Below are 25,099 nucleotides of genomic sequence, written 5' to 3' on the forward strand. Positions count from 1 at the left end.
TTGAGCTTGTCGGCCTCGCGGGCGCCGCTGTTGGTATCCAGCTTGGCGAGGATCTCCTCGACGCCCATGCGGCCGTTACCGAACGGCTCGCCGTTGAGGTAGATGCTCGGCACCGCCATGATCTGGCGCCGCTCGACCTCGTCCTGGAACAGCGCGCCGTCGATGGCCACGTGCTTGATGTTGGGGTTGAGCACCGCCATCAGGTTGAGCGCCTGCACCACGTCCGGGCAGTTGTGGCAGGACAGCGAGAAGTAGGTCTCGAAGCGGAACTCGCCCTCGATGCCCTTGATCTGCGCGATCACCTCGTCGGAGACCTTCGGCGGGTAACCGCCCACCTGCAGCAGGGCCAGCACCAGCGAGGTGAACTCGTGGCCCATGGGCAGGCCGGCGAAGCGCGGGCCGATCTCCACGCCGTCGCGGCGGAAGCCGAACGAGGGCTTGCGGGCGTCCTGGCCTGCGGTATCCAGGGCGATCTTGTCGCTCAGGGCGTCGATGTCCTCGAGCAGGGCGAGCATTTCCCGGGATTTTTCGCCGTCGTCCAGGGACGCGACTATCTCGTACGGTTCGGTGACCCTCTCGAGGTAGGCCTGCAACTGGGTTTTCAGATTGGCATCCAACATGGCGACGGTATCCCTTTTGCGAAATTCGGATATGAAAATGCCCGGGCGGAACCCACCCGGGCATTCGGGAGTCGCGGGAGCCGGGTGACAGCTCCCGCGAGGCGACGACCTGGAAAGGCTGCTTAGATCTTGCCGACCAGGTCCAGCGACGGGGTCAGGGTCTCGGCGCCTTCCTTCCACTTGGCCGGGCAGACCTGGCCCGGGTGGGCGGCGGTGTACTGGGCGGCCTTCAGCTTGCGCAGGGTCTCGCTGACGTCACGGGCGATCTCGTTGGAGTGGATCTCCAGGGTCTTGATCACGCCTTCCGGGTTGATGATGAAGGTGCCGCGCAGGGCCAGGCCTTCTTCCGGAATGTGCACGCCGAAGGCGTTGGTCAGCACGTGGGTCGGGTCGCCGATCAGCGGGAACTTGGCCTTGCCGACGGCCGGGGAAGTTTCGTGCCAGACCTTGTGGGAGAAGTGGGTGTCGGTGGTGACGATGTACACCTCGGCGCCGGCCTTCTGGAATTCGGCGTAGTTTTCGGCGGCGTCTTCGATCTCGGTCGGGCAGTTGAAGGTGAAGGCTGCCGGCATGAAGATCAGCACCGACCACTTGCCTTTCAGGTCGGCTTCGGTGACCTCGATGAACTTGCCGTTGTGGAAAGCGTTGACCTTGAACGGCTGGACCTGGGTGTTGATGAGGGACATTCGCTGAACTCCTTCAGGGTTGAAAACTGGTTGACGGGGAGTATCCTACCCCGGGCGGGGGCTTAGGCGTAATTGATTGAGGGAATCGCCCCAATCGCTTCGCTCTATGGCTCCCCGGGGCCGTCCGTCCGGCTGGCCGGACGCTGGCCAGCGGCTACTCTACATCAGACTTGGCCGCAGGGAAGCTTTGCCGTACACTTCATACGACCTTGCAAGCAGAAGTACCCAGGGGCCGATCAGGATTCGACGCCGGTAACAAAACTTGAGGGGCATGCCGAGCTGGTAACAGAACTCGTAAATTCGCTGTTACAAACTCATAGTTGCCAACGACGACAACTACGCTCTAGCCGCCTAAGGGCCGCTAGCTGACCCTAGGGGATGCCTGTAAACCCGAAGATTTGGTCAGTCATATAGAACAGGATCGCCGCCAAGTTCGCTGCAGGCGTAACGGCTAAAACTCATGCAGCTCGCTCCAAGCACCCTGCCACTCGGGTCGCGAGGAGTTAACTCAGTAGAGATGGCTAAGCATGTAGAACCAATAGCGGAGAGCTGGCGGACGGGGGTTCAAATCCCCCCGGCTCCACCAACACAAGCGCAGAGCCCCGGATTCCGGGGCTTTGTGCTTTCTGGGCCTGCCGTTTCCAAGGCGGGCTAAGGGGCGCGCCGCGGTTCGTGGCCATGGGGTGCCGTTGATGCGCGCTTCAGGCGGATCGCCCGGCCGCCGCCCTCGGGCTGCCGCTATCCAGCGGAGCCATCGGCCCGCTTGGGCAAGCCTGTCTCCGGGACCAAGCCAGGCCATGCCGGGTCTAGCGGGCCTCGCCCACCAGCCGCGCCAGCTCCACGGTGCGGTTGGCATAGCCCCACTCGTTGTCGTACCAGGCGTACAGCTTCACCTGGGTGCCGTTGACCACCAGGGTCGACAGCGCATCGACGATCGACGAGCGCGGGTCGCTGCGGTAGTCGATGGACACCAGCGGGCGTTCCTCGTAGCCGAGGATGCCCCTGAGCTCGCCTTCGGCGGCAGCCTTGAGCAACTGGTTCACTTCCTCTGCCGTGGTGGCGCGCTCGACCTCGAACACGCAGTCGGTCAGCGAGGCGTTGGCCAGCGGCACGCGCACCGCGTGGCCGTTCAGCTTGCCGCGCAGCTCGGGGAAGATCTCGGCGATGGCGGTGGCCGAGCCGGTGGTGGTCGGGATCATGCTCATGCCGCAGGCGCGGGCGCGGCGCAGGTCCTTGTGCGGCTGGTCGATGACGACCTGATCGTTGGTCAGCGCATGGATGGTGGTGATCGAGCCATGGCGGATGCCGAGCGCCTCGTGGATCACCTTGACCAGCGGCGCCAGGCAGTTGGTGGTGCAGGAGGCGGCGGTGACGATGCGATGCCGCTGCGGGTCGAAGCGCTGGTGGTTGACCCCCAGCACCACGTTGAGCACCTCCGGCTCCTTGACCGGCGCACTGACCACCACGCGCCTGACGCCCTGGTCGAGGTAGGCCTGCAGCAGGGCCGCCCTGGTCATCTTGCCGCTGGCCTCGATCACCAGGTCGCAGCCCGACCAGTCGGTATCGGCGATGGTCTTGTTGTGGGTGACCCGGATGCGCCAGTCTCCGATGACGAGGCTGTCGCCGTCGCTGCCTGCGTCGAACCGCCAGCGGCCGTGCACCGAGTCGAAGTTGAGCAGATGGGCGTGGGTGGCCGCGTCGGCGGCCGGGTCGTTGATCTGCACGAATTCCAGCTCTGGCCAGCCCCAGGCGGCGCGCAGGGCCAGACGTCCGATACGGCCGAAGCCGTTGATGCCTACCTTGATGGTCATGGTCTTGTTCTCTTTATTATTGTCGTGGTGGGCGTTCGGCGGCGAGCGGCGAACGTGCCTGACGCCCGCCCAGCGCCGCCGGGCACGGGTGACCTGACCCGGCCGGAGGCATTGGCGTCGCGCCTCATCTTGAGCATATCGCGCGCCGGCGCGGATGGGAGCAGGAGGCGGGCATATTCGCGGCCCTCGGTGCTGGGGCCGGGGCGGTGCCGGAAGGGCGCTCGGAGCCTGCGCGGCGAGCGGTCGGTGCGGCTCCGGGGAATGGTCGGCAGTCGTGGGGCGGGCGGCGCGCAGTGGCCGCCCGGCAGGCGGGGCTCAGCCGAAGATCTTGTTGAGCATGCGGCCGACGAAGCTGCCCTCGAGATCACGCTTGACGTAGTTGACGTAGTGCTTGTCGTCGCGCTTGATGTGGTTGGTCAGCCACAGGCCGATGTCGCTGCGCACCTCGCGGGCCAGGCGGATCGGGTCCTCGCCGTTGCCGAAGCGGTCGCGGTAGGAGTGGGCGCGCTCCTTGAACCGCTCGTGCACCTCATGGTGGGCCTCGAGCATCGGATAGCCGGCCTTCTCCATCAGGGTTTCCTCGAAGGTGTTGTGCGAGATCGCGTAGTCGATCAGCGACTTGATGACGTGCTCGATCTGCTCGACGGACTTGCTGGAGATGGCCTCGTCGATTTCCTTCAGGTATTCGAAGATGCGCTTGTGCTGCTCGTCGATGATGTCGATGCCGGTTTCGAACTCGGCAGTCCAGTTGATCGCAATGGCCATGGCTCTTCCTCGTTGAGTGCTTGCTGGGGCTTGGGGAGGGTCCCGTCTTCCACGTAGCAAGTCTAATGCCACACTGTTTCCGTGGTTTTACCGCGCCGTGACGGCCGTGATCGTGTTGAGGGCGGCTTGCTGGTGTGCGCGGGCCGGTGCGTGAATGCGCACTGTTGGTGCGCTGTTGGTGCGCGCGCGGTAGGGCAGGATCGGCCGGCTGGGTGAATACTTGCCTTGCCGGCTTCCTTCTCGCCCTCTCCTTTCCGGAGGCATGCCATGTCCGCTCCCGCCTTTCCGCTGTTCGCCCGCGCGGTGCGCCTGCTGCTGGTGCTGCTGTTGATGCCGGGGCTGCTGTCCTGCGCCACGTTCGGCGGTCGCGACCCGCTGAGCTTCCAGGTGGTCGGCATCGAGCCGCTGCGCGGGGAGGGGCTGGAGGTGCGCCTGGCGGTGAAGCTGCGGGTGCAGAACCCGAATGCCGGGGGGATCGACTACAGCGGTGTTGCTCTGGAGCTGAAGGTCAACGGCAGGCTGCTGGCGCGCGGGGTGAGCGCTCAGCACGGCCGCTTGCCGGGGTTCGGCGAGAGCGTGATCGAGGTGCCGGTGAGTATCTCGGCCTTTGCTGCCCTGCGTCAGGCGCTGGGGATGGTCGACAGTGCCCGGCTGGACAATGTGCCCTATGTGCTGCGTGGCAAGCTCGGCGGCGGCTGGTTCGGCAGCCGGCGCTTCAGCGATGCGGGAGTGGTCGACCTGTCCAGGCTGGCCTCCGGGCGTGAGTGAGAGGTCAGCCGGCCAGGTCCCACAGCTTGTCGTCCTGCAGGACGCGGGTCGGCACGTAGCGCGGCCGGCCGCCGACCTCCTCCAGCTCGGTGAGGCCGGCCAGCTGGTTGACGATGCGATAGCGCTTGCCGGCGGTCTTGTCCCGGAGTGGATACAGCTCGGCAATCTGTTTGGCCAGTTCGGTGAGGGTGGACATAGCTCTGCTCCGTGAATCCATGGCAGCTATTTACCGGGTGCGGGTTACAGTTGTGCGAAGGCGGGAGCAAGAAGCATGCCGCGCCCCGACGGTTTGCAAACATTCTTGAACGTATGTAAAACGGACGGTCTTGCAGCTGCCCTCCGCCGGCACGCCGCGTCCTGTCCGGAGTTCCGATGTCCCTGCGTATCCTGCTGATTCTCGGCGCGCTGACGGCCTTCGCGCCGCTGGCGATCGACTTCTACCTGCCCGCTTTCCCGGCCCTGGCCGACAGCTTCGCCACCGACGTCGAGCACGTGCAGTACAGCCTGGCGGCGTATTTCGTCGGCCTGGCCATCGGCCAGCTGCTCTACGGGCCGCTGGCCGACCGCTTCGGGCGCCGCGTGCCGCTGCTGTTCGGCGTCGCGCTGTTCGGCGTGGCGACCTTTGCCTGCATGCTGGCGCCGAGCCTCGAGTGGCTGGTCGCCGCGCGCTTCATCCAGGCGTTGGGCGGCTGCGCCGGGATGGTGGTGTCGCGTGCGGTGGTGCGCGACCTGTGCGATCCGGTCGCCTCGGCGCGGGTGTTCTCGCGGCTGATGCTGGTGATGGGGCTGGCGCCGATCCTCGCGCCGGCCGCCGGCGGGCTGCTGCTGGAGCTGGCCGGCTGGCGGGCGATCTTCGCCGCCCTTGGCCTGTTCGCCGCGCTGTGCCTGCTGCTGGTGCTGCGCTGGCTGCCGGAGACGCGCTCGCCGGAGCTGCCGCCGGCGCCGCTGGGCGGGGCGCTGCGCCAGTACCGGCTGCTGCTGGCCGATCGGGCCTTCCTGGGGCATGCGCTGACCGGCGGTCTGGCCATCGCGGCGATGTTCGCCTATATCGCCGGCTCGCCCTTCGTGTTCATCGAGCTCTATCAGGTGCCGACCCAGCAGTACGGCTGGCTGTTCGGCAGCAACGCCGCCGGCTTCATCCTGCTCGCCCAGTTCAACACGCGGCTGCTGGCCCGGCGCGGTCCGGCGTTCTGGGTGCCGCGCGGGGTGGCCTTCTATCTGGGCTGTGCGCTGGCGCTGCTGGGCGTGGCCTGGCTGCAGCCGGCCACCCTGTGGCCGCTGCTGGTGCCGCTGTTCGGTTGCATCGCGACCCTGGGGGTGGTGATGCCCAATACTTCGGCCTGCGCCATGGCTGGGCAGGGCGCCCATGCCGGCAGCGCCTCGGCGCTGCTCGGCAGCCTGCAGTTCTCCATCGCCGCGCTGGCGGCCTCGCTGGTCGGCGTGCTGCACGACGGCACGGCGCGGCCGATGGCGCTGGTGATGCTGTGCTGTGCCGGCGGGGCCATGCTGGTGGCCTGGCGCACCGCGCAGCACCGGCCGGATCGGTGCGCGGCTATCGCGGCGGAGAAGCTGTAGCGGGCCGGGCGTTCGCCTCGCGCGAGCGCCCGTCACCTTTCTGCGGGCAACAAAAAACCGGCCGAAGCCGGTTTCTTGTCGGAACAGAAGCTTACGCCTGGGCGAGGGCCTTGATATGGCCGTTCAGGCGGCTCTTGTGACGAGCAGCTTTGTTCTTGTGGATGATGCCCTTGTCGGCCATACGGTCGATCACCGGCACAGCCAGGGTGTAGGCGGTCTGAGCCTTGGCCAGGTCTTTGGCGTCGATAGCCTTGACTACGTTCTTGATGTAGGTACGCACCATCGAGCGCAGGCTGGCGTTGTGGCTGCGGCGCTTCTCAGCCTGTTTGGCACGTTTTTTGGCGGAGGGGGAGTTGGCCACCGTCGAGCTCCTCGAAAACTGGGGATACCAAGTAAATAAGGCCGCGAATCATGCCGGCGCCGAAAGGCGTTGTCAAGGGGCAATGGCGGCTGTCGGGTGCTGGTCGGGCGGGCGGGCGCTGGCTTACACTCGCCGACCTTTGCAGGGGCGGGGATTAAAGCATGTCCGGCGAGTCGGCCAAAAGCAGTTTGTTGCGATCCAGTGCGGTGGTCAGCGTGATGACCCTGCTGTCGAGGGTGCTGGGCATGGTGCGCGACATGGTGGTGGCGGCCTACTTCGGCTCCAGTCCGGCGGCGGATGCCTTCTTCATCGCCTTCAAGATTCCCAACTTCATGCGCCGGCTGTTCGCCGAGGGCGCCTTCGCCCAGGCCTTCGTCCCGGTGCTCTCCGAGTACCGCGCGCAGCGCAGCCTGGCCGAGGTCAAGCAACTGGTCGACCGGGTCGCCGGCACCCTCGGTCTGACGCTCACCGCGCTCACCGCCCTCGGCGTGGTCGCCTCGCCCTACCTGATCATGCTGTTCGCCCCGGGCTTTCGCGGCGAGCCGGAAAAGCTGGCGCTGGCCGGCGACCTGCTGCGCATCACCTTTCCCTACCTGCTGCTGATCTCGCTGACCGCCTTCTGCGGCGGCATCCTCAACAGCTACGGGCGTTTCGCCGTGCCGGCCTTCACCCCCGTGCTGCTCAACATCTGCATGATCGGCGCGACCCTGTTCTTCACTCCCTACTTCGACCAGCCGGTGATGGCGCTGGCCTGGGGCGTGTTCGTCGCGGGCCTGGCCCAGCTGCTGTTCCAGCTGCCGTTCCTCGCGCGCATCCGGCTGCTGCCGATCCCGCGGCCTGATCGCAAGGACGAGGGCGTCAAGCGGATCATGACGCTGATGGTGCCGGCGCTGTTCGGCGTGTCGGTCAGCCAGATCAACCTGCTGCTGGACACCGTGCTGGCGTCCTTCCTGCAGACCGGCAGCGTGTCCTGGCTGTACTACGCCGACCGCCTGTCGGAGCTGCCGCTGGGCGCCTTCGGCATCGCCATCGGCACGGTGATCCTGCCCAGCCTGTCGCGCCAGCATGCCGGCGGCGACCCCAAGGCCTTCTCGGCGACCATCGACTGGGCGCTGCGCATGGTGCTGCTGGTCGGCGTGCCGGCGGCGCTGGCCCTGGCGATCCTCTCCGAACCGCTGATCGCCAGCCTGTTCCACTACGGCAAGATGACCGAGCGCGACGTGGTGCAGGCGGCCAACGCCCTGGAGGCCTATTCGCTGGGCGTGCTCACCTTCATGCTGATCAAGGTGCTGGCGCCGGGCTTCTTCGCCCGCCAGGACCTGAGGACCCCGGTGCGCATCGCCGTGCAGTGCATGGTGGCGAACATGGCGTTCAACCTGGTGCTGATCTGGCCGCTGCAGCACGTCGGCCTGGCGCTGTCCACCTCGCTGTCGTCGATGCTCAATACCGGCCTGCTGCTCTGGGGGCTGCGCAAGGCCGGCGTCTACCAGCCGGCGCCGGGCTGGGGGCTGTTCGCCCTGCGCCTGCTGGCCGGCTGCGCCGCCATGGTGGCGCTGGTCTGGTGGCTGAACGCGCCCTCCGCGGCATGGTTCGCCTGGGGCTGGCAGCGCCGAGCGCTGGAGCTGAGCCTGCTGGTCGGCGGCGGCATCGTCGTCTACGTCGCCGCGATGGTCCTGCTCGGCCTGCGCCTGCGCCATCTGCGCCATTGAGCAGGTGGTCACGGGGCCTACGCCTGATGCCCGATGCATGGGTATAATCGGCCAATTTGCACACAAGACGCGTCTATGCAACTGGTCCGAGGTCTCCATAATCTGCGCTCCTGCCAGCGGGGCTGCGTTGCCACCATCGGCAACTTCGACGGCGTGCATCGCGGCCACCAGGGCGTGCTGGCGCGTCTGCGCGAGCGCGCGGCGCAGGCCGGCCTGCCCAGCTGCGTGGTGATCTTCGAGCCGCAGCCGCGCGAATTCTTCGCTCCGGACAAGGCCCCGCCGCGCATCAGCAGCCTGCGCGAGAAGCTCGAGCTGCTGCGCGCCTGCGGGGTCGACCGGGTGCTGTGCCTGACCTTCAACCGCCGCCTGCGCGAGCTGTCCGCCAACGCCTTCGTCCACCAGATCCTGGTCGAGGGCCTGGGGGTCAGGCACCTCGAGGTCGGCGACGACTTCCGCTTCGGCTGCGACCGCGCCGGCGACTTCGCCCTGTTGCAGGAGGCCGGGGCGCGCGAGGGCTTCACCGTCGAGTCGGCGGACACCATCGAGCTGGACGGCGAGCGCATCAGCAGCACGCGGGTGCGCGAGGAACTGGCCGCCGGCGACTTCGCCGAGGTCGAGCGCCTGCTCGGGCGTCCCTACGCCATCAGCGGCCGAGTGCTGCACGGCCAGAAGCTCGGCCGCCAGCTGGGCACGCCGACCGCCAACCTGCAGCTCAATCGGCTGCGCCCGGCGCTGAGCGGCGTCTATCTGGTGAGCGTCGCGCTGGACGGCCGGCGCTGGCCGGGAGTGGCCAACATCGGTACCCGGCCCAGCGTCGCCGGCGACGGCCGTGCCCATCTGGAAGTTCATCTGCTGGATTTCAGCGGCGATCTCTATGGCCGCCGCCTGGTGGTGCAGTTCCACCGCAAGCTGCGCGACGAACAGCGTTTCGCCTCCCTGGAGGCACTGAAGTCGGCGATCGACGCGGACATCGCCGCCGCCCGTGCCCACTGGCAGGGTCAACCGTTAGAGAACCTGAAATGACCGACTACAAAGCGACCCTGAACCTGCCGGAAACGGCATTCCCGATGAAGGCCGGGCTGCCGCAGCGCGAGCCGGAAACCCTCAAGTACTGGGACGAGATCGACCTGTACGGCAAGCTGCGCGCGCTCGGCGCCAGCCGACCGAAGTTCGTCCTGCACGACGGCCCGCCCTACGCCAACGGCAACATCCACATCGGCCACGCGGTCAACAAGGTTCTCAAGGACATCATCGTCCGCTCCAAGACCCTCGCCGGCTTCGACGCCCCCTACGTGCCGGGCTGGGACTGCCACGGCCTGCCGATCGAGCACAAGGTCGAGGTGACCCACGGCAAGAACCTGCCGGCGGACAAGACCCGCGAACTGTGCCGCAGCTACGCCAGCGAGCAGATCGACGGCCAGAAGGCCGACTTCGTCCGCCTCGGCGTACTCGGCGACTTCGCCAACCCGTACAAGACCATGAACTTCGCCAACGAGGCCGGCGAGATCCGCGCCCTGGCCGAGATGGTCAAGGGCGGCTTCGTGTTCAAGGGCCTCAAGCCGGTCAACTGGTGCTTCGACTGCGGCTCGGCGCTGGCCGAGGCCGAGGTCGAGTACCAGGACAAGAAGTCCGACGCCATCGACGTGGCCTTCGCCGTCGAGGACGCCGCCCAGCTGGCCGCGGCCTTCGGTCTGCCCGCCCTGGAGAAGACCGCCTGCGCGGTGATCTGGACCACCACGCCGTGGACCATCCCGGCCAACCAGGCGCTCAACCTGCACCCCGAGTTCGAGTATGCGCTGGTCGACGTCGGCGACCGGCTGCTGCTGCTGGCCGCCGAACTGGTCGAGTCCTGCCTCAAGCGCTACGGCCTGGAGGGCGAGGCGATCGCCAGCGCCCCGGGCGCGGCGCTGGAGAACATCCGCTTCCGCCATCCGTTCTACGAGCGCTTCTCGCCGGTGTATCTCGCCGAGTACGTCGAGCTGGGCGCCGGTACCGGCATCGTCCACTCGGCGCCGGCCTACGGCGAGGACGACTTCCGCACCTGCAAGCACTACGGGATGAGCAACGACGACATCCTCAACCCGGTGCAGAGCAACGGCGTGTATGTCGCCGACCTGCCGTTCTTCGGCGGCCAGTTCATCTGGAAGGCCAACCCGCAGATCGTCGCCAAGCTCGAGGAAGTCGGCGCGCTGCTCAAGCACGAGAGCATCAGCCACAGCTACATGCACTGCTGGCGCCACAAGACCCCGCTGATCTACCGCGCCACCGCGCAGTGGTTCGTCGGCATGGATCGCGAGCCGGCGCAGGGCGCCACCCTGCGCGAGCGCGCGCTCAACGCCATCGAGCAGACCGAGTTCTACCCGGGCTGGGGCAAGCCGCGCCTGCACGCGATGATCGCCAACCGCCCCGACTGGTGCATCTCGCGCCAGCGCAACTGGGGCGTGCCGATCCCGTTCTTCCTGCACAAGGCGACCGGCGAGCTGCACCCGCGTACCGTCGAGCTGATGGAGCAGGTCGCCCTGCGCGTCGAGCAGGAAGGCATCGAGGCCTGGTTCAAGCTGGACGCCGCCGAGCTGCTCGGCAGCGAGGCCGCCGACTACGACAAGATCAGCGACACCCTCGACGTCTGGTTCGACTCCGGCACCACCCACTGGCACGTGATGCGCGGCTCGCACCCGATGGGCCACGACCAGGGCCCGCGCGCCGACCTCTACCTGGAAGGCTCCGACCAGCACCGCGGCTGGTTCCACAGCTCGCTGCTGACCGGCGCCGCCATCGACGGCCACGCGCCGTACCGCGGCCTGCTGACCCACGGCTTCGTGGTCGACGAGAACGGCCGCAAGATGTCCAAGTCGCTGGGCAACGTCATCGCCCCGCAGGAAGTCACCGACAGCATGGGCGCCGACATCCTGCGCCTGTGGGTCTCGGCCACCGACTACTCCGGCGAGATGGCGGTATCCAAGCAGATCCTGCAGCGCAGCGCCGACGCCTACCGGCGCATCCGCAACACCATGCGCTTCCTGCTCTCCAACCTCAGCGGCTTCGATCCGGCCACCGACCTGCTGGAGCCTTCGCAGATGCTGGCCCTCGACCGCTGGGCGGTGGACGCCGCCGCGCGCCTGCAGGCCGAGCTGGCCGAGGCCTACGAGCAGTACCGCTTCTGGAACGTCTACCAGAAGGTGCACAACTTCTGCGTGCAGGAGCTGGGCGGCTTCTACCTCGACATCATCAAGGACCGCCAGTACACCACCGCGGCCGACAGCCAGGCGCGGCGTTCCTGCCAGACCGCGCTGTTCCACATCGCCGAGGCGCTGGTGCGCTGGATCGCGCCGATCCTTGCCTTCACCGCCGAGGAGATCTGGCAGTACCTGCCGGGCCAGCGCAATGAGTCGGTGTTCCTCAACACCTGGTACGACGGCCTGTTCGAGCTGGACGCCGACGCCGCGCTGGGGCGCGAGTTCTGGACCGAGGTGATGGCGGTCAAGGCCGCGGTGAACAAGGAGCTGGAGAACCAGCGCAACGCCAAGACCATCGGCGGCAACCTGCAGGCCGAGGTCACCCTGTACGCCGAGGAGGCGCTGGCCGCCAAGCTGGCCAAGCTGGGCGACGAGCTGCGCTTCGTGCTGATCACCTCGTACGCCAGCCTGGCGCCGCTGGCCGAGGCTCCGGCCGAGGCGGTCGACAGCGAGGTCGCCGGTCTGAAGCTGCAGGTGCTCAAGTCGGGGCATGCCAAGTGCTCCCGCTGCTGGCACTTCCGCGCGGATGTCGGCCAGCATGCCGAGCATCCGGAGCTGTGCGGCCGCTGCGTGGACAACGTCAGCGGCAGCGGCGAGGTGCGCCTGCATGCCTGAGACCGCCGGGCGCTTCGGCGCCCTGCCGTGGCTGTGGCTGAGCGCGATCGTCTTCGTGCTCGACCAGGTCACCAAGCTGTACTTCGAGGGCAGCCTGCAGATGTACCAGCAGATCGTGGTCATTCCCGACTACTTCAGCTGGACCCTGGCCTACAACACCGGCGCCGCCTTCAGCTTCCTCGCCGACCACGGCGGCTGGCAGCGCTGGCTGTTCGCCGTCATCGCCATCGGCGTCAGCGCCGTGCTGGTGGTCTGGCTCAGGCGCCTGCCGCGCCGCGGCCAGGGCTGGCTGGCGCTGGGCCTGGCGCTGGTACTGGGCGGTGCGCTGGGCAACCTGTTCGATCGCGTGGCCTACGGCCACGTGATCGACTTCATCCTGGTCCACTGGCAGAACCGCTGGTATTTCCCGGCCTTCAACATCGCCGACTGCGCCATCAGCGTCGGCGCCGTGCTGCTGGCCCTGGACATGTTCAAATCCGAGAAAAGCGGAGACCGCAATGACTGAACAGCGTATCGGCCCCGAGCGCCAGGTAACCCTGCACTTCGCCATCAAGCTCGAGTCGGGCGACGTGGTCGACAGCACCTTCGACAAGAGCCCGGCCGTGTTCAAGGTCGGCGACGGCAACCTGCTGCCCGGCTTCGAGCAGGCCCTCTACGGCCTCAAGGCCGGCGACAAGCGTTCGATCGCCATCGAGCCGGAGCACGGCTTCGGTCAGCCCAACCCGCAGAACGTGCAGGTCATGCCGCGCGGCAACTTCGAGGGCATGGAGCTGTCCGAAGGGCTGCTGATCATCTTCAACGATGCCGCCAACGCCGAGCTGCCGGGCGTGGTCAGGCAGTTCGACGATGCCCAGGTGACCATCGACTTCAACCACCCGCTGGCCGGCAAGCGCCTGACCTTCGACGTGGAAATCGTCGACGTGCAGCCGCTCTGACTCCTGTAGGGGCGAATTCATTCGCCCAACCGAGCGCCGCAGGCCAAGTGTTTTGGCGATAGGCGGCCCGGCGTTCGCGATGGTGGGTTGTGCTGCTGCGCCGCCAGCCCACCCTGCGACTCCCCTGAATCCCCGCGTGCCGAGAACTGCCATGCAAATCACCCTCGCCAACCCCCGCGGCTTCTGCGCCGGTGTCGACCGCGCCATCGAGATCGTCAACCGCGCCCTCGACGTGTTCGGTCCGCCGATCTACGTGCGCCACGAAGTGGTGCACAACAAGTTCGTCGTCGAGGGCCTGCGCGCGCGCGGCGCCGTCTTCGTCGAGGAGCTCGACCAGGTGCCCGACGATGTCATCGTCATCTTCAGTGCCCACGGCGTGTCCCAGGCGGTGCGCGACGAGGCGGCCCGCCGCGGCCTGCGCGTGTTCGACGCCACCTGCCCGCTGGTCACCAAGGTGCACCTGGAAGTCGCCCGCTACAGCCGCGACGGCCAGGAGTGCATCCTCATCGGCCACGCCGGCCACCCCGAGGTAGAGGGCACCATGGGCCAGTACGACAACCGCAACGGCGGCGCCATCTACCTGGTCGAGGACGAGGACGACGTCGCCCGTCTCGAGGTGCGCAACCCCGCGGCGCTGGCCTACGTCACCCAGACCACCCTGTCGATGGACGACACCTCGAAGGTCATCGACGCCCTGCGCGAGCGCTTCCCGGCCATCCAGGGGCCGCGCAAGAGTGACATCTGCTACGCCACCCAGAACCGCCAGGATGCGGTCAAGCAGCTCGCCGAGGACTGCGACCTGCTGCTGGTGGTCGGCAGCCCCAACAGCTCCAACTCCAACCGCCTGCGCGAACTGGCCGAACGCATGGGCACCCCGGCCTACCTGATCGACGGCGCCAACGACCTCCGGCGCGACTGGTTCGACGGCAAGCAGAAGATCGGCATCACCGCCGGCGCCTCGGCGCCGGAGGTGCTGGTCCAGGGCGTCATCGCCCGCCTGCGCGAATGGGGCGCCGACGAGGTGTGCGAGCTGGACGGCGAGCCGGAGAACGTGACCTTCGCCATGCCGAAGGAGTTGCGGGTGCACGAGCTGTAGGGGATCAGCTCAATGCAGAACGGGGCGCCATGCGCCCCGTTTTTCTTTCAGATGCCGTTGCAGCTCTTCCAGGAACCGTCGGCGTTGACCAGGTCTCCGGTACCGCCACGTAACCCTGTCGAGGCCAAGGTCAGTGTGCCTTTGCCTGCTAGGCGTCCACCGGCTATTGGAGTTGCGGTCAAGGTGAATGAGGTTGCGGTCGATGCGCTGATCGCAATGTTGGTTTGTTTGCTGCTTCCATCCACAGGGCTGGCGGAATAGACGCCCAGGACTGCACCGGTATAGCTGTTTTGTCTTGCACGGTGCTGCTCCATCACATTCGCTGCACCCACCAGGGTCGCCTTGGCATCCTCGCATGCTGTGCGCTGCAGATAGCTTTGATAGTTGGGAATGGCGATGGTGGCGAGAATGCCGAGAATGGCCACGACAATCATCAACTCGATCAGGGTAAAGCCTTGCTGTTTCTTCATATGGTGTCTCGATGGCGGTGCGGGCCACCGCAGGTGGCCCGGATCGATGATCAGTCGGTAGTCTCGTCTATCCAGTAGGTCTTGCCGAGTGGTGGCGTCCTTACCTGAGTCGGCGCGACGGAGGGGTCGGGAAGAACGTAGCAGTCGTTACCCTGGCAGAACAACTGGGGATCGCTGGAAATACCGCCGCTGTTGCTCTCCTGGTAGCGATCCTCGTAGGTTCCTGCCGCATCCGTCGCTAACCTGGCCGGCGTGGCATTGAGCAGGCGTACCGCATAAGAGCGGTTCTGGCCGACCGAGGCACTGCAAGCGGCCTTGCTACTGCTGGGCTCGTAGGTGTTGAAGTAGATGGCGTCGCCGGCGGTCAGCGCGCGAGACAGTACCTTTTCGCCGGCGCCCTTGAGGGTGATATACCAGCCACCACGGCGTTTCCCGAAAGCCGTTTTGGCGGCAGTCTTATCAGCAGTGCTACCGCTCTGGATCAGGTTATTGGTCGCATCGTACATGTCGTCTTCGCCCAGCGTGCCTTCGTCGTCGCTCCTGAACAGGGTGTCGGTGCGGAAGGAGTAGAAGCGGTCTTCGATGGTCTTGTTGAGCGGATGGCCGCGGTAGCCGCTGCCGATATTGACTGTCAGGACCGGCTGATAGCCAACTTTCAGCAGCGACACGTCGGGCTCGTGGTAGAAGCGCCGCGCCGAGGCCGGGGTATTGCCCCCGACGCTGGCGAATATGCCATCGCCCTTGCTGCCTCCGGGAGTGACCAAGTCTTTGCCACTTTTGCCATGGTTGATGAAGAAGCGCCAGACCTGGCCGCCCATGTCGCCGACGAAAATCTGGTCGGCTGTCTTTTCCGTGTCGATAATCAGCGCGCCGCCGTCCTTGAGCTGGCCGGTACTTTTGTCCACCTGGACATCCGATTTGGCCTGGATGTCGATCACTCGCACCTTGCTGGGGATGCCGTACTTCATCTGGGGCAGCGTCAGGTCGTGCGTGTCGTCATTGCCAGCAGACCAGATCTTTGCTCCGGTCTTGGCGTCGACGATGTAGAGGGCATTGCCCACTCCGTCCGCGCTGCGGATGCTGTCCGCCTGGTTGAGAGTGTCCTGCTTGGTGTCATAGCCACCGCCGAAGATCAGCACATCCTTGATTTCGCTGCCCACCTTGATCCGGGTCTTGACCGGTGCGGACCAAGTCTGGCCCAGTTTCTCGAAGCCCGTGCTGCCGCCGAGGATTTGCCACAGCATCTTGGGGGTCTTGGGATCGCTGATGTCGAGGGCATAGATATTTCGTCCGCCGCGGCCCATGGTGGCGTAGGCGTAGACGAATTCGCCGCTGTTCTTGCCTGTAATCGGCTTGCCGTCCGGGTCCTTGCCGCCATAGATCACTCCATTGTTGTTGGCATCGTTGACCCAGAGCGTGACCGTGTTGTCCATCCCGTACAGGCGCGGTTTCTGCGAGGTGGACTTGGCGTTCGCCTGCAGTTGCTTGATGTTCGGCAGCAGCGCTTCGGGCATGAAGGCGGACTGCTCTACCCCGGTAGCGGCGTCGAACAGATGGAGGAAGCCCTCGTTGCTGCCGATGATGGCGCTCATGTCGGCTTTTGCGCAGGTACCGTCAGTGTTGTAGTCCTTGCAGGCATAGGTGATCAGGCGCGGAGAGGAATGGATGGGGTCGCCCAGCGCCTGTCGAGCCACGGAGTTGCCATCCTCGTCGATATCCAGTCCGCGGATGTAGTTGAGCAGGTTGGTTCGCTCGGTGCTCGACATACTGCTGTTGCCAAGCTTTGTGCCGGTGATGTTGGTATTGGTGGTGAGCAGCTTTTCAAGGTCGGTAGCTTTGCCGGCCGGCGAAGCGCCGAGGTAGGTGAACAGCTGGCGCGACGCTGGCGCAGGCAGCATGCTTGCCGCGCCGCCTCGGGCTATGTCGTCGCCATCCTGGGTGGCGCTCCAGAAACTGCGGGCACTGGTTTTGAAGAAGCCGCTGTTCAGGTCGATGGCTGGGGCATCATCGGCGTCGACGATGGTGGCTACGCCGTTGTCGATCTTCATGCGATAGCGCTTGAGGTTGCCGAGCCAGCGGTCGCTTTCCGAGGGACGGAACAGGGCAAAGTACAGCTCGTCCAGGTTGTCGGCACGGTTGAAGCTGCTCACCGGGGCGCTGGCGTTCACATAGGTGGTGTTGGTGGCCAGGGCAGCTTGGACAATTTCGTTGAAGGCATTGGCAAGTTCGCCGGCATTTTCTGCCTGGTAGGCCTTGCCACCTCCCAGCTGGGCCAGATCGTTGAGGAACTTGGTGGCCGTCGCGTCCGAGCTGGTATTGAAGCCGATGGTATGGGTGGTGACGGTGTTGAGTCCGTCGAAGGTGGCCTGGTCTTCTTGGGCAAGCCATTTCACGGCACTGCGTCCGCATTTTTCATCGTCATCGGTGGCGTCACCTGTGCAGGTGGTCCCCGTCAGGCTTGCGATGCCGGTTCGTGATGCAGTCGTGTATCCGTTCGCGGCACCGTCGGTCAGCAGAACCAGATAGCTGGCCTGGCAGGAGCTGGTTATCGGGCTGCGGTCGCTGCCGATATGTTTTCCTGGCTGCTGGGTCAGATAGCCCGCGGCTTCATAGAGTGTGGGGACGATGGGGGTCGATCCACTGGCATTGAGGCTTTGCACTATGCCATTGGTATATTCGCGAATGGTATAGCTGCTTTCGCCTAGTCCACCGGAAGCGATCTTGATGCGCAGCTTTATGGCGCTTTCGAAGCTGCTTTCATAGGTCCTCAGTTCGAGATCGCTGGAGCTGGGTTTCAGCATCAGGGTGAGCGAGTTGCCGTCGCTCCAGTCGCTGCGCGAAAAGATGCTCTGCAGTTCGTTCTTGATGCCGTTTTCCGGGCAGTTGAGTTTGACCGGCTCGCCGGCGGCGACCGGGGTAATGGTGCAGCTCGTACCGCTGGTGAGTGAGCGGTCGCTCAGGTTCTTGGCGTTTGTCGAAAGCTCGCTGGAGTTGCCGGTTTTTTCAAAGCTCAGGGTCGCCGTGCCGGTGTTGGTGTCGTCGGGGGTGACTATCACCTGGGCGTCAAGAACGGTGGCGCCCTGCTTGATGGGGAGCTTTCTGTACCGACTGGCAATGTGCGTGGCCGAGAGTGGGGCTGTGCTCGAGGTCAGATCGACCGGGTAGGTCGTTTTGCCTTTCTTGTCGGTGCCGGTTGTCTGGTACCCGTCGTCTTTCGAGGTGACCACGGAGATGTCCAGGACCGGATTGAGGCATCCGTCTTCTCCGCCGGTATAGGTGACGTTCAGCACCGGCTGCAGGCTCTTGGCAGCATCGAGGCTGAACGCCGTCCGGCTGCCGCTGCCCGAGGTGGGCGACAGGAAGAAGGCCATGGAGTTGTTGCCGCACCAGTCGCTGTTGTTATCGATGACGCTTTGCACCAAGGAGGTAACTGTGGGGCCTTCCACGTAGACCTGTGGGCTTGCCGTGCGCCACTCTTCCGGGGTCCAGGTCACGCTGCTGGCGGTCTTGATCCGTCCGGTGAAGTTGCTGGCGCTGGCCGTGAAGGCCGGCGCATCGGCAATGTTCTGCGCCGTGACGGCAAAGGTCACCGGGCGATCATCGGATGCGGCAGGGACGAAGTCGATTCGGGCGGAAGTGACCTTGGCGCCTTTGGGGATGGCGACGTTCTGGAAGCGCAGGCCGGTGGTGCGGGTGCGGTTTTCGCTCCCCGTCCAGGTGATCTCCAGGCGTGGGGAGTTCTCCGCCCCATCGCCCAGATACCAGGAGTAGGAATTGTCAGTGGTACCCCGCAGGCGCAGGGCGACATCGGCAATCGGGTTGGTCGCCGGACTCAGGTCTTGCAGCTTCGCGAACTTGGGCGTGAGATCGAAGACGATTTCCTTGCTGTCCGCACTGCGCACGGGCGTGGCCGAGGTATTGAGATCGCTATTGCCGAAACTGCGTCCGGCGTCGATGGTGCTGTCGTTGTTGAAGGCCTCTGCGGTCTTGGTGCTCTCAATCTTGATGCTGAAGTTGCGAAGCGTGGCCGTGGTGCTGGTGGGGGTCAGTATCAGTTTGGCGCTCTGGATGCTCACGCCGGCGGGTATGTTGAGGTTGCGGAACAGGAGGATGCCGTCGTTGCCGCTGCTTCCCGAGCGGGTGTTGATCGAGAGCTTCCCCCCCGCCGGGCACGCATATCCGGCATCGGCGATTTTTGCCGAGCAGGCATAGTCTTTGCTGTCTTTCCGAACCACATAATACGAGGCGTAGTCCGCCGAGTAGCTGGAGCTGCTGCCGAGCGAGCGGGTAACGCTGTTTGCGCTGTTTGCGGTATAGCCCATTACCAGCGTCGGATCGCTGATGTTGGTGGTTCCGTTGTCAATGTAGGTGGCGTCATCACCGCCTTCCATGATCGCCGGAGTGGCGAGCTTGGCGTTGACGGTTTCGTTGATGTTCTTGACTGGCGACAGCAGCCGGGATCCGCCATTTTTGGTGTTGAGCGCCATGATCCCGACATTGATATTGCCGGCATTGTTGATGATGGTGCTGAAGGCACTCTTGAGCTGCGTCATTCGAGTTCCGCTCATCGAGCCGGAGTCGTCGAGGATGAACAGCACGTTGGGGCGAATCCCTTGGTCGATGGTCGGGCCGCCGAAGAAGATTTCCGTGTCGTCGGCATGGCTGATGCCGGCCTGCAGGACCAGGCTGGAAAGCAGGGTGGAGGCCAGGAACGGTTTGAAGGTGTGGTGGGGTTTCATGACATTCATTCCTTGTCCTGTCAGTAGCGGACCAGATGGCCCTGCAGATGCAGGGCCTGTGCCGGGTGATCGTCGGTGCAGGCAGTCTTGCCATCGCCATCTGCGCAAGCTGGATCGGCAAAGGATTCGCCGGTGCTCTGGATGTTGAAACAGGCGTATTGGAAGCTGGTGTTGTCGTCGGAGGCATCCAGCGAGTAGGCGGGGATCACGTCCCAGCAGGGCCCCGGGGCCCCAGCCGTGGCGGTGTACTGCACGGTTTCGGAGAGTGTTCCCTCCGCTGTCATGGCCGCGATCCTGAACTCCTTCTCGAATTCATCCAGCCACTGGCGGATGCCACTTTCGGCAGCCTGGAAGGCTACATTCTGCTGCTGGCTGTTGGCGGCCATGCGCATTTGCAGGGAGGAGGTGCTGGCAGCGGTGATGGCGATGGTAGTGAGCACCAGCAGCAGTACCAGGCTGACCAGCAGGGCAATTCCGCCTTGTCGGTTCTTGGCTTTCATCAGATACGGTTCCTGAGTTCGTAGGTGCCGCTGAATGTGCGGGTCACGTCGCTGCGCGGATCACTGATGGTGAGCTGGATGCGCATGGCTAGGGCGCTGTCCCGCTCGCTCTCGCTGAGCGCCGCGCTTTCGACCCATCGGGTAGTGCCGCCGCCGGGAATGGCGAAGAAGATGCTGTCGATTACGGCGTTGTCGAGGATAGGGTCGGCACTGCCGCCGTTCAGGGTCATGCAGAGGGATGTGCCGTTGTTGCACTGTGCATAGGTGACGGTTCGCAGGTACAGCTCGGTGCCGTCGCAGGCCCTGCTGGCGCTGAACACGGGCTCGGGCGTGTTTCCAGTTTTTTCGGTGCTCGCATAACGGAAGGTCACGCTGTTGGCGGCTACAGCCAAAGCATCCTCGGGAAAGGTGTAGCTGCCCACCGTCGTTTCGTTGGCAATCGAACTGCATCCCTGGTAACCGGTACGACGAGCATCGGTCCCGATGATTTCCAAGGCTACCCTGCCGCCCTCTTGGACGCGTGCCAAGGCGTTTGCCGTGCGATCGGATTCGCTGGTGTTGTTGAACAACTGGAGGATGCCGAGCAATAGCAGTGAGCTGATCAGGAGGGCAACCATCAGCTCGACAAGCGAAAATCCGCGCTGCTGCTTCATAGATTCACCCTCAGTACGAAGGTAGACATGGCTGGGGAGTTGGGCGTTGCGGGGTCGTCGTCGCTGTCCTCGGTGGCGTTGCCTTCCCACGTGATGGTTATGGTGTATTGGTTCGGATCGTTGCGGGCGATGCTGGCGATGGCGCCGGGAATACCTGCTTCGAGGGCTGCGCGCCAGTCATGCAGGTCCAGCTGGGCCTGCTCGATGGGCGAGCAGCCAGCAGCGCTGCAGTTTGGTTTCGTGGTGGCGGGGGCGCTCGTCGTCAACTCGTAGTTGTCGCTGGTGATCGCTTGAGCGCGATTGGTGCGCATGCGTTCGACCAGATCCTGAGCCAGCACGCTGACCTGACTGCGCAGGTAGGCATTCTGACTCGACTGCAGGCTGGTCATCATCAGGGTCGCCATGCCCAGCAGGCCGATGGCTAACACGAGAAGGGCAACCAGTACTTCCACCAAGGTGAAGCCCTTGTGCGATGCGCGTACTCTCATGGGCAGGCACTCCCGCTGCAGGCTTGACCGATGGCGTTTACCCTTACCTGGTGGCTCTTGCTGCGCTCGGCCTCAGTCAGGGTCAGGGTTAGCGGGGTTGGTGTGATGGTGCCATTCGGGCGGAATAGCACGGAGCTCTGCGTGCTTTGAATGGTCAGTCCTGTCGCAGCGGGGATGACGCGTATGACCTCGCTGTCGCTTTCGCGCACCAGCAGGGTGCCGTTCGTCCAGTCGGTTTGGGTTGCGCAGGTTTTATTGTCTGCGTTGGCCGCGCAGACCCTGATGCTGGTGCGCTGGGTGATTGCCTCGCTGCGAGCAAGCAGCAATGCCCCCAGAAACTGGTTGGCGGTACTGTTCAGGCGGCTATCCAGAGTGATGCTGCGAAAGCTGGGAATGCCGATGCCGGCGATGATCGCGATGATGGCGATGACCACCATCAGTTCGATCAGAGAAAAGCCGTTGCGTGACTGCATGCTGTGCGCTCTCGTGTATTTCCTGAAAGTGGCTTTTGCAGTTGAAGCATCCTGATTGGGCTGGCTGGAGGCCAGTCGCTCGGGACAGGCGCATCGAATGGGCGACGAGCGGTCGATGGCCTATTCGCAAGTGGTGATTTCGCCGATGCGCTGGCTGCGTATGCGGCCGGAAAGGCTGATGACCAGTTGGTGTTGGGGTTGGTTGTTCATGCACAGTGTCAGAGTCCCATTGGCTGCACGAGTGGTTCCATTGGCCTCGAAGTGCAGGTGCGCCTGTTGCCCGAAGCGGGACCAGCGCCATGTGACATCGTCGGGTAGCCTGATCTGGCGGATCAGGCGTTCGCCTGTCTCGAATCGGCCATTCCGGTTGCTGTCCTCGAACACCAGCAGGTTGCGGCCCCAGGTTCGGGAGCCATCGCAAGCGGAGCTGCCGGAGCAGATGCCGATGGTCGTTCGTTCCAGAACGGCTGAGGCGCGGGCATGGTTTAGCTCTCCCAAGAGCTGGTTGACGGCTTGGGTCTGGCGGTTTTTGCGCAGCATCTCGCTAAAGGAGGGAGCTGCAATGCCCAGCAGGATGCCTGCGATGAGCAGGCATGCCATGAGTTCGAGCAATGTTTGTCCACGCATCGCTTTCATGGATTCGACGTCCGTGTCGGAACCTGGATGAGGCTGCAACGGATTCTAGGGGGATTCCGCGCGGCAGATTGTGATCGCCAGCCGGTTGTGAAGCCTGTACCGGTGGTGGATCGGATTTTTGCTGGCATGGCTGTGCCCGGCTGCGAAGCGTAGACTCTGCAAGCAGATCGGTAGCGTGCTGGACCAGCCTTTTCCCGAGTACCCTCACAATCTGTCTGCCTGGAATCTTCATGCATAACATCCTCATCATCGGCGCCGGGGCTATCGGCCTGCAGTCGGCGCGTCTGCTGGCCCAAGCCGGCTGTTCCGTCACCCTGCTCGATCAGTCCGCCGTGGGCGGCGAGGCTTCCTGGGCCGGTGGCGGCATCGTCTCGCCGCTCTATCCGTGGCGTTACAGCCCGGCGGTGACGGCGCTGGCGCACTGGTCGCAGGACTTCTATCCGCGCCTGGCCGACAGGCTGATCGAGGAGGGCGGGGTCGATCCCGAGGTGCACGTCACCGGGCTGTACTGGCTGGATCTGGAGGACGAGGCCGAGGCGCTGGCCTGGGCCGCGCGCGAGGGGCGGCCGCTGCGCTCGGTGCCGATGGCCGAGGTCGAGGCGGCGGTGCCGGTGCTGCGCCACGGCTACCGGCACGCGATCCACATGGCCGGGGTGGCCAACGTGCGCAATCCGCGCCTGCTCAGGTCGCTGCGTGCGGCGCTGGCGCAGCTGCCCAACGTCGAGATCCGCGAGCACTGTGCCGTCGAGGGCTTCCTGCGCGAGGATGGTCGGGTGGTCGGTGTGCAGACCAGGCAGGGCGAGCTGCTTGCCGATGCCGTGGTGGTCGCCGCTGGCGCCTGGAGCGGCGAGCTGCTCAAGAGTCTCGGCCTCGCGCTGCCGGTGGAGCCGGTCAAGGGGCAGATGATCCTGTTCAAGTGCGCGGCGGATTTCCTGCCGAGCATGGTGATGGCCAATGGGCGCTACGCGATCCCGCGCCGCGACGGCCATATCCTGGTCGGCAGTACCCTGGAGTACGAGGGCTTCGACAAGACGCCGACCGCCGAGGCGCTGGGCAGCCTGCGCGCCTCGGCCATCGAGCTGCTGCCGGCGCTGGCCGACGCCGAGGTGGTCAGGCACTGGGCTGGCCTGCGTCCGGGCTCGCCGGACGGTATCCCGTTCATCGGTCCGGTGCCGGAGCACGACGGGCTGTGGCTGAACTGCGGGCACTTCCGCAACGGTCTGGTGCTGGCGCCGGCCTCCTGTCAGCTGCTGAGCAACCTGCTGCTGGGCCAGGCGCCGATTGTCGACCCGGCGCCCTACGCGCCCGCCTTGCGCCTGCGCCGGGCTCAGTGATAGCCTTCGCGCCACGTTTTTCGCCGGTGTAGCTCAGTCGGTAGAGCGGCTCATTCGTAATGAGAAGGTCGAGGGTTCGATTCCTTTCACCGGCACCAACAACATACTTCCGCCTTCCCCCGGATTCACCCGGATAAGACGGGAGCCCAGAGAAACCGGCCCTTGCGCCGGTTTTTCTTTGCCCGGAGTTCGCCCGGTTTCATCTGGATAGCCCCGCCGTTTAGGGGTATGTTTAGGGGTATTCTTGGTTCGATATTGAGCGTACCCCTATGGCGCGCACCGTCACCCCCCTTACCGATCCCAAGTGCGAGGCTGCCAAGCCCCGTGCCAAGGACTACAAGCTCTTCGACGGGCAGGGGCTTTTCCTGCTGGTGAAGGCGTCCGGAGTGAAGACCTGGCGCTTCAAGTTCACCCGTCCCGATGGCCGGGAAGGGCTGGCCACCTTCGGTAACTACCCGGCCCTTGGCCTGAAGGCCGCCCGCGAACGCCGCGCCGAAGCCCTGGAGCTGCTGGCGCAGGGTATTGACCCCATCGAGCACGCCCGGCAGGCGAAGGCCAGCGCCGTGGCCGCCGCCGCGCACACCTTCGAGGCCGTGGCCCGCGAATGGCACGCCGCCTGCGCGCTCAAGTGGAAGCCGCACCACGCCGCCACGGTGCTGCGCCGGATGGAATCCCACCTGTTCCCCGCCCTGGGCGCCCGGCCTGTGGCTGATCTGAAGGTGCGCGACCTGCTGGCGCCGCTCAAGGCTGCCGAGCGCCGCGACACCCTGGAGACCGCCAGCCGCCTGCGCCAGTACATCGCCGGCATCCTGCGCATGGCGGTACAGCACGGGATCATCGAGACCAACCCGGCCAGCGACCTGCAAGGCGCCACGGCCACCCGCAAGACCGCGCACCGGCCCGCCCTGCCACTGGAGCGCCTGCCCGAGCTGCTGGCGAGAGTGGATGCCTACAGCGGGCGCCAGCTCACTCGCATGGCCGTACAGTTCACCCTGCTGGTGTTCATCCGCTCCAGTGAACTGCGCTTCGCCCGCTGGGAGGAAATCGACTTCGACCGGGCACTGTGGACGATCCCCGCCGAGCGCCCGCCCATCGAGGGCGTGAAGCACTCCACCCGTGGCGCGAAGATGGGCACGCCGCATCTGGTGCCGTTGAGCCGGCAGGCCTTGGTGCTGCTGGAGCAGGTGCGCCAGCTGACGGGGCGCTTCGATCTGATCTTTCCCAACGATCACGCCCACTGGAAGCCGATGAGCGAGAACACGGTAAACGCCGCCCTGCGCCGCATGGGCTACGACACCAAGGCCGACGTGTGCGGCCACGGCTTCCGGGCGATGGCCTGTTCCGCCCTGGTGGAGTCGGGGCTGTGGAGCCGCGACGCGGTCGAGCGGCAGATGAGCCACCAGGAGCGCAACGGGGTGCGCGCGGCCTACATCCACAAGGCCGAGCACATCGAGGAGCGCCGGCTTATGTGCCAGTGGTGGGCCGACTACCTGGACGCCTGCCGGGAGCAGTTCACTTCACCGTTCGACTTCTCCAACCGCGGCGAGGAGGCCGGCAACGTGGCGCGGATCAAGCGCGCCTGACCTGCCTACTTCTGCACAGATTCCATATCCGTCAGCACTCGGCGCA

The 25,099-nt window shown here is 65.2% G+C and carries 23 protein-coding genes, 1 tRNA gene and 1 other RNA gene; 12 read left to right on the forward strand and 13 right to left on the reverse strand.

The genetic code is table 11. The annotated features are described in order from the left end of the window. Together E5198_RS06160 and ahpC are read right to left on the reverse strand one after the other, a co-directional pair. Positions 1 to 620: thioredoxin family protein (locus E5198_RS06160; protein WP_178084047.1), on the reverse strand; the 620-nt coding region annotated here is incomplete at its 3' end. Positions 621 to 742: 122 nt separating this feature from the next. Continuing rightward, positions 743 to 1,306 carry an alkyl hydroperoxide reductase subunit C gene (ahpC, locus tag E5198_RS06165; protein ID WP_092432055.1) on the reverse strand — a complete coding sequence of 188 codons (564 nt, stop codon included), beginning with the start codon at positions 1,304 to 1,306 and terminating at the stop codon, positions 743 to 745. Positions 1,307 to 1,534: 228 nt separating this feature from the next. On the opposite strand from ahpC, the gene ssrA reads away from it, so the two are divergent. Continuing rightward, positions 1,535 to 1,892: a transfer-messenger RNA gene (gene ssrA, locus E5198_RS06170) on the forward strand. Positions 1,893 to 2,112: 220 nt separating this feature from the next. On the opposite strand, the gene E5198_RS06175 is transcribed toward ssrA, so the two are convergent. Together E5198_RS06175 and E5198_RS06180 are read right to left on the reverse strand one after the other, a co-directional pair. Continuing rightward, positions 2,113 to 3,117, reverse strand: a complete 1,005-nt coding sequence (locus E5198_RS06175) for an ArsJ-associated glyceraldehyde-3-phosphate dehydrogenase (protein ID WP_136489126.1) — start codon at positions 3,115 to 3,117, stop codon at positions 2,113 to 2,115. Between the two features lie 315 nt (positions 3,118 to 3,432). Then, positions 3,433 to 3,882, reverse strand: coding sequence for a bacteriohemerythrin (locus tag E5198_RS06180; protein ID WP_136489127.1), 450 nt, complete (start codon positions 3,880 to 3,882; stop codon positions 3,433 to 3,435). A 288-nt stretch (positions 3,883 to 4,170) separates the two neighbouring features. Between E5198_RS06180 and E5198_RS06185 the strand changes: the two genes are divergently transcribed. After that, positions 4,171 to 4,650: an LEA type 2 family protein gene (locus E5198_RS06185; protein ID WP_178084048.1), complete on the forward strand. Its 480-nt coding sequence runs from the start codon at positions 4,171 to 4,173 to the stop codon at positions 4,648 to 4,650. Positions 4,651 to 4,654: 4 nt separating this feature from the next. On the opposite strand, the gene E5198_RS06190 is transcribed toward E5198_RS06185, so the two are convergent. Then, positions 4,655 to 4,846, reverse strand: coding sequence for a hypothetical protein (locus E5198_RS06190; protein WP_136489129.1), 192 nt, complete (start codon positions 4,844 to 4,846; stop codon positions 4,655 to 4,657). Between the two features lie 176 nt (positions 4,847 to 5,022). Between E5198_RS06190 and E5198_RS06195 the strand changes: the two genes are divergently transcribed. Then, positions 5,023 to 6,225, forward strand: coding sequence for a multidrug effflux MFS transporter (locus tag E5198_RS06195; protein ID WP_136489130.1), 1,203 nt, complete (start codon positions 5,023 to 5,025; stop codon positions 6,223 to 6,225). Positions 6,226 to 6,316: 91 nt separating this feature from the next. On the opposite strand, the gene rpsT is transcribed toward E5198_RS06195, so the two are convergent. Next, on the reverse strand, positions 6,317 to 6,586 hold the full coding sequence (gene rpsT, locus E5198_RS06200; protein ID WP_090211787.1) for a 30S ribosomal protein S20: 270 nt from the start codon (positions 6,584 to 6,586) through the stop codon (positions 6,317 to 6,319). 161 nt (positions 6,587 to 6,747) lie between these two features. Here rpsT and murJ point away from each other — a divergent pair, with 161 nt between their 5' ends. The 6 genes from murJ to ispH all read left to right on the forward strand — a co-directional run bounded on the left by murJ (position 6,748) and on the right by ispH (position 14,177). Beyond that, the gene (gene murJ / locus E5198_RS06205; protein ID WP_136489131.1) at positions 6,748 to 8,295 is read left to right on the forward strand and encodes a murein biosynthesis integral membrane protein MurJ; all 1,548 of its coding nucleotides are present in this window, start codon (positions 6,748 to 6,750) and stop codon (positions 8,293 to 8,295) included. A 75-nt stretch (positions 8,296 to 8,370) separates the two neighbouring features. Next, positions 8,371 to 9,318 (forward strand): bifunctional riboflavin kinase/FAD synthetase, encoded by a 948-nt coding sequence (ribF, locus tag E5198_RS06210; RefSeq protein ID WP_136489132.1) that lies wholly within the window; start codon positions 8,371 to 8,373, stop codon positions 9,316 to 9,318. Beyond that, positions 9,315 to 12,146 (forward strand): isoleucine--tRNA ligase, encoded by a 2,832-nt coding sequence (gene ileS / locus E5198_RS06215; protein WP_136489133.1) that lies wholly within the window; start codon positions 9,315 to 9,317, stop codon positions 12,144 to 12,146. Before ribF ends, ileS begins: the two co-directional genes overlap by 4 nt. Further along, positions 12,139 to 12,651 carry a signal peptidase II gene (gene lspA / locus E5198_RS06220; RefSeq protein WP_136489134.1) on the forward strand — a complete coding sequence of 171 codons (513 nt, stop codon included), beginning with the start codon at positions 12,139 to 12,141 and terminating at the stop codon, positions 12,649 to 12,651. Before ileS ends, lspA begins: the two co-directional genes overlap by 8 nt. Further along, complete coding sequence (fkpB, locus tag E5198_RS06225) at positions 12,644 to 13,081, forward strand: FKBP-type peptidyl-prolyl cis-trans isomerase (RefSeq protein ID WP_136489135.1); 438 nt, start codon at positions 12,644 to 12,646, stop codon at positions 13,079 to 13,081. The genes lspA and fkpB overlap by 8 nt, the downstream gene beginning before the upstream one ends. Before the next feature lie 151 nt (positions 13,082 to 13,232). After that, positions 13,233 to 14,177, forward strand: a complete 945-nt coding sequence (ispH, locus tag E5198_RS06230; RefSeq protein ID WP_136489136.1) for a 4-hydroxy-3-methylbut-2-enyl diphosphate reductase — start codon at positions 13,233 to 13,235, stop codon at positions 14,175 to 14,177. Between the two features lie 47 nt (positions 14,178 to 14,224). Here the strand turns inward: ispH and E5198_RS06235 are convergent, their stop codons facing one another. The 7 genes from E5198_RS06235 to E5198_RS06265 all read right to left on the reverse strand — a co-directional run bounded on the left by E5198_RS06235 (position 14,225) and on the right by E5198_RS06265 (position 22,136). Beyond that, positions 14,225 to 14,647: a type IV pilin protein gene (locus E5198_RS06235; RefSeq protein WP_136489137.1), complete on the reverse strand. Its 423-nt coding sequence runs from the start codon at positions 14,645 to 14,647 to the stop codon at positions 14,225 to 14,227. A gap of 50 nt (positions 14,648 to 14,697) precedes the next feature. Further along, entirely contained in the window at positions 14,698 to 19,386 is a 4,689-nt protein-coding gene (locus tag E5198_RS06240) for a PilC/PilY family type IV pilus protein (protein ID WP_168772489.1), read from the reverse strand. 20 nt (positions 19,387 to 19,406) lie between these two features. After that, positions 19,407 to 19,886, reverse strand: coding sequence for a PilX N-terminal domain-containing pilus assembly protein (locus E5198_RS06245; RefSeq protein WP_136489139.1), 480 nt, complete (start codon positions 19,884 to 19,886; stop codon positions 19,407 to 19,409). Continuing rightward, positions 19,886 to 20,539, reverse strand: coding sequence for a PilW family protein (locus E5198_RS06250; protein WP_136489140.1), 654 nt, complete (start codon positions 20,537 to 20,539; stop codon positions 19,886 to 19,888). The genes E5198_RS06245 and E5198_RS06250 overlap by 1 nt, the downstream gene beginning before the upstream one ends. Continuing rightward, positions 20,536 to 21,027: a type IV pilus modification protein PilV gene (gene pilV, locus E5198_RS06255; protein ID WP_136489141.1), complete on the reverse strand. Its 492-nt coding sequence runs from the start codon at positions 21,025 to 21,027 to the stop codon at positions 20,536 to 20,538. The genes E5198_RS06250 and pilV overlap by 4 nt, the downstream gene beginning before the upstream one ends. Continuing rightward, positions 21,024 to 21,500 carry a GspH/FimT family pseudopilin gene (locus tag E5198_RS21760; RefSeq protein ID WP_136489142.1) on the reverse strand — a complete coding sequence of 159 codons (477 nt, stop codon included), beginning with the start codon at positions 21,498 to 21,500 and terminating at the stop codon, positions 21,024 to 21,026. The genes pilV and E5198_RS21760 overlap by 4 nt, the downstream gene beginning before the upstream one ends. Before the next feature lie 120 nt (positions 21,501 to 21,620). After that, complete coding sequence (locus E5198_RS06265; RefSeq protein WP_136489143.1) at positions 21,621 to 22,136, reverse strand: GspH/FimT family pseudopilin; 516 nt, start codon at positions 22,134 to 22,136, stop codon at positions 21,621 to 21,623. A gap of 230 nt (positions 22,137 to 22,366) precedes the next feature. On the opposite strand from E5198_RS06265, the gene thiO reads away from it, so the two are divergent. The 3 genes from thiO (at position 22,367) to E5198_RS06280 (ending at position 25,053) form a co-directional block, all read left to right on the forward strand. Further along, complete coding sequence (gene thiO, locus E5198_RS06270; RefSeq protein WP_136489144.1) at positions 22,367 to 23,470, forward strand: glycine oxidase ThiO; 1,104 nt, start codon at positions 22,367 to 22,369, stop codon at positions 23,468 to 23,470. A 22-nt stretch (positions 23,471 to 23,492) separates the two neighbouring features. After that, positions 23,493 to 23,568, forward strand: a tRNA-Thr gene (locus E5198_RS06275). A gap of 171 nt (positions 23,569 to 23,739) precedes the next feature. After that, a complete protein-coding gene (locus E5198_RS06280; protein ID WP_136489145.1) occupies positions 23,740 to 25,053 on the forward strand; it encodes an integrase arm-type DNA-binding domain-containing protein in 1,314 nt (437 codons plus the stop codon). Positions 25,054 to 25,099 lie beyond the last annotated feature (46 nt).

It is taken from the genome of Pseudomonas sp. A-1, from assembly GCF_004801855.1.
Classification (GTDB): domain Bacteria; phylum Pseudomonadota; class Gammaproteobacteria; order Pseudomonadales; family Pseudomonadaceae; genus Geopseudomonas.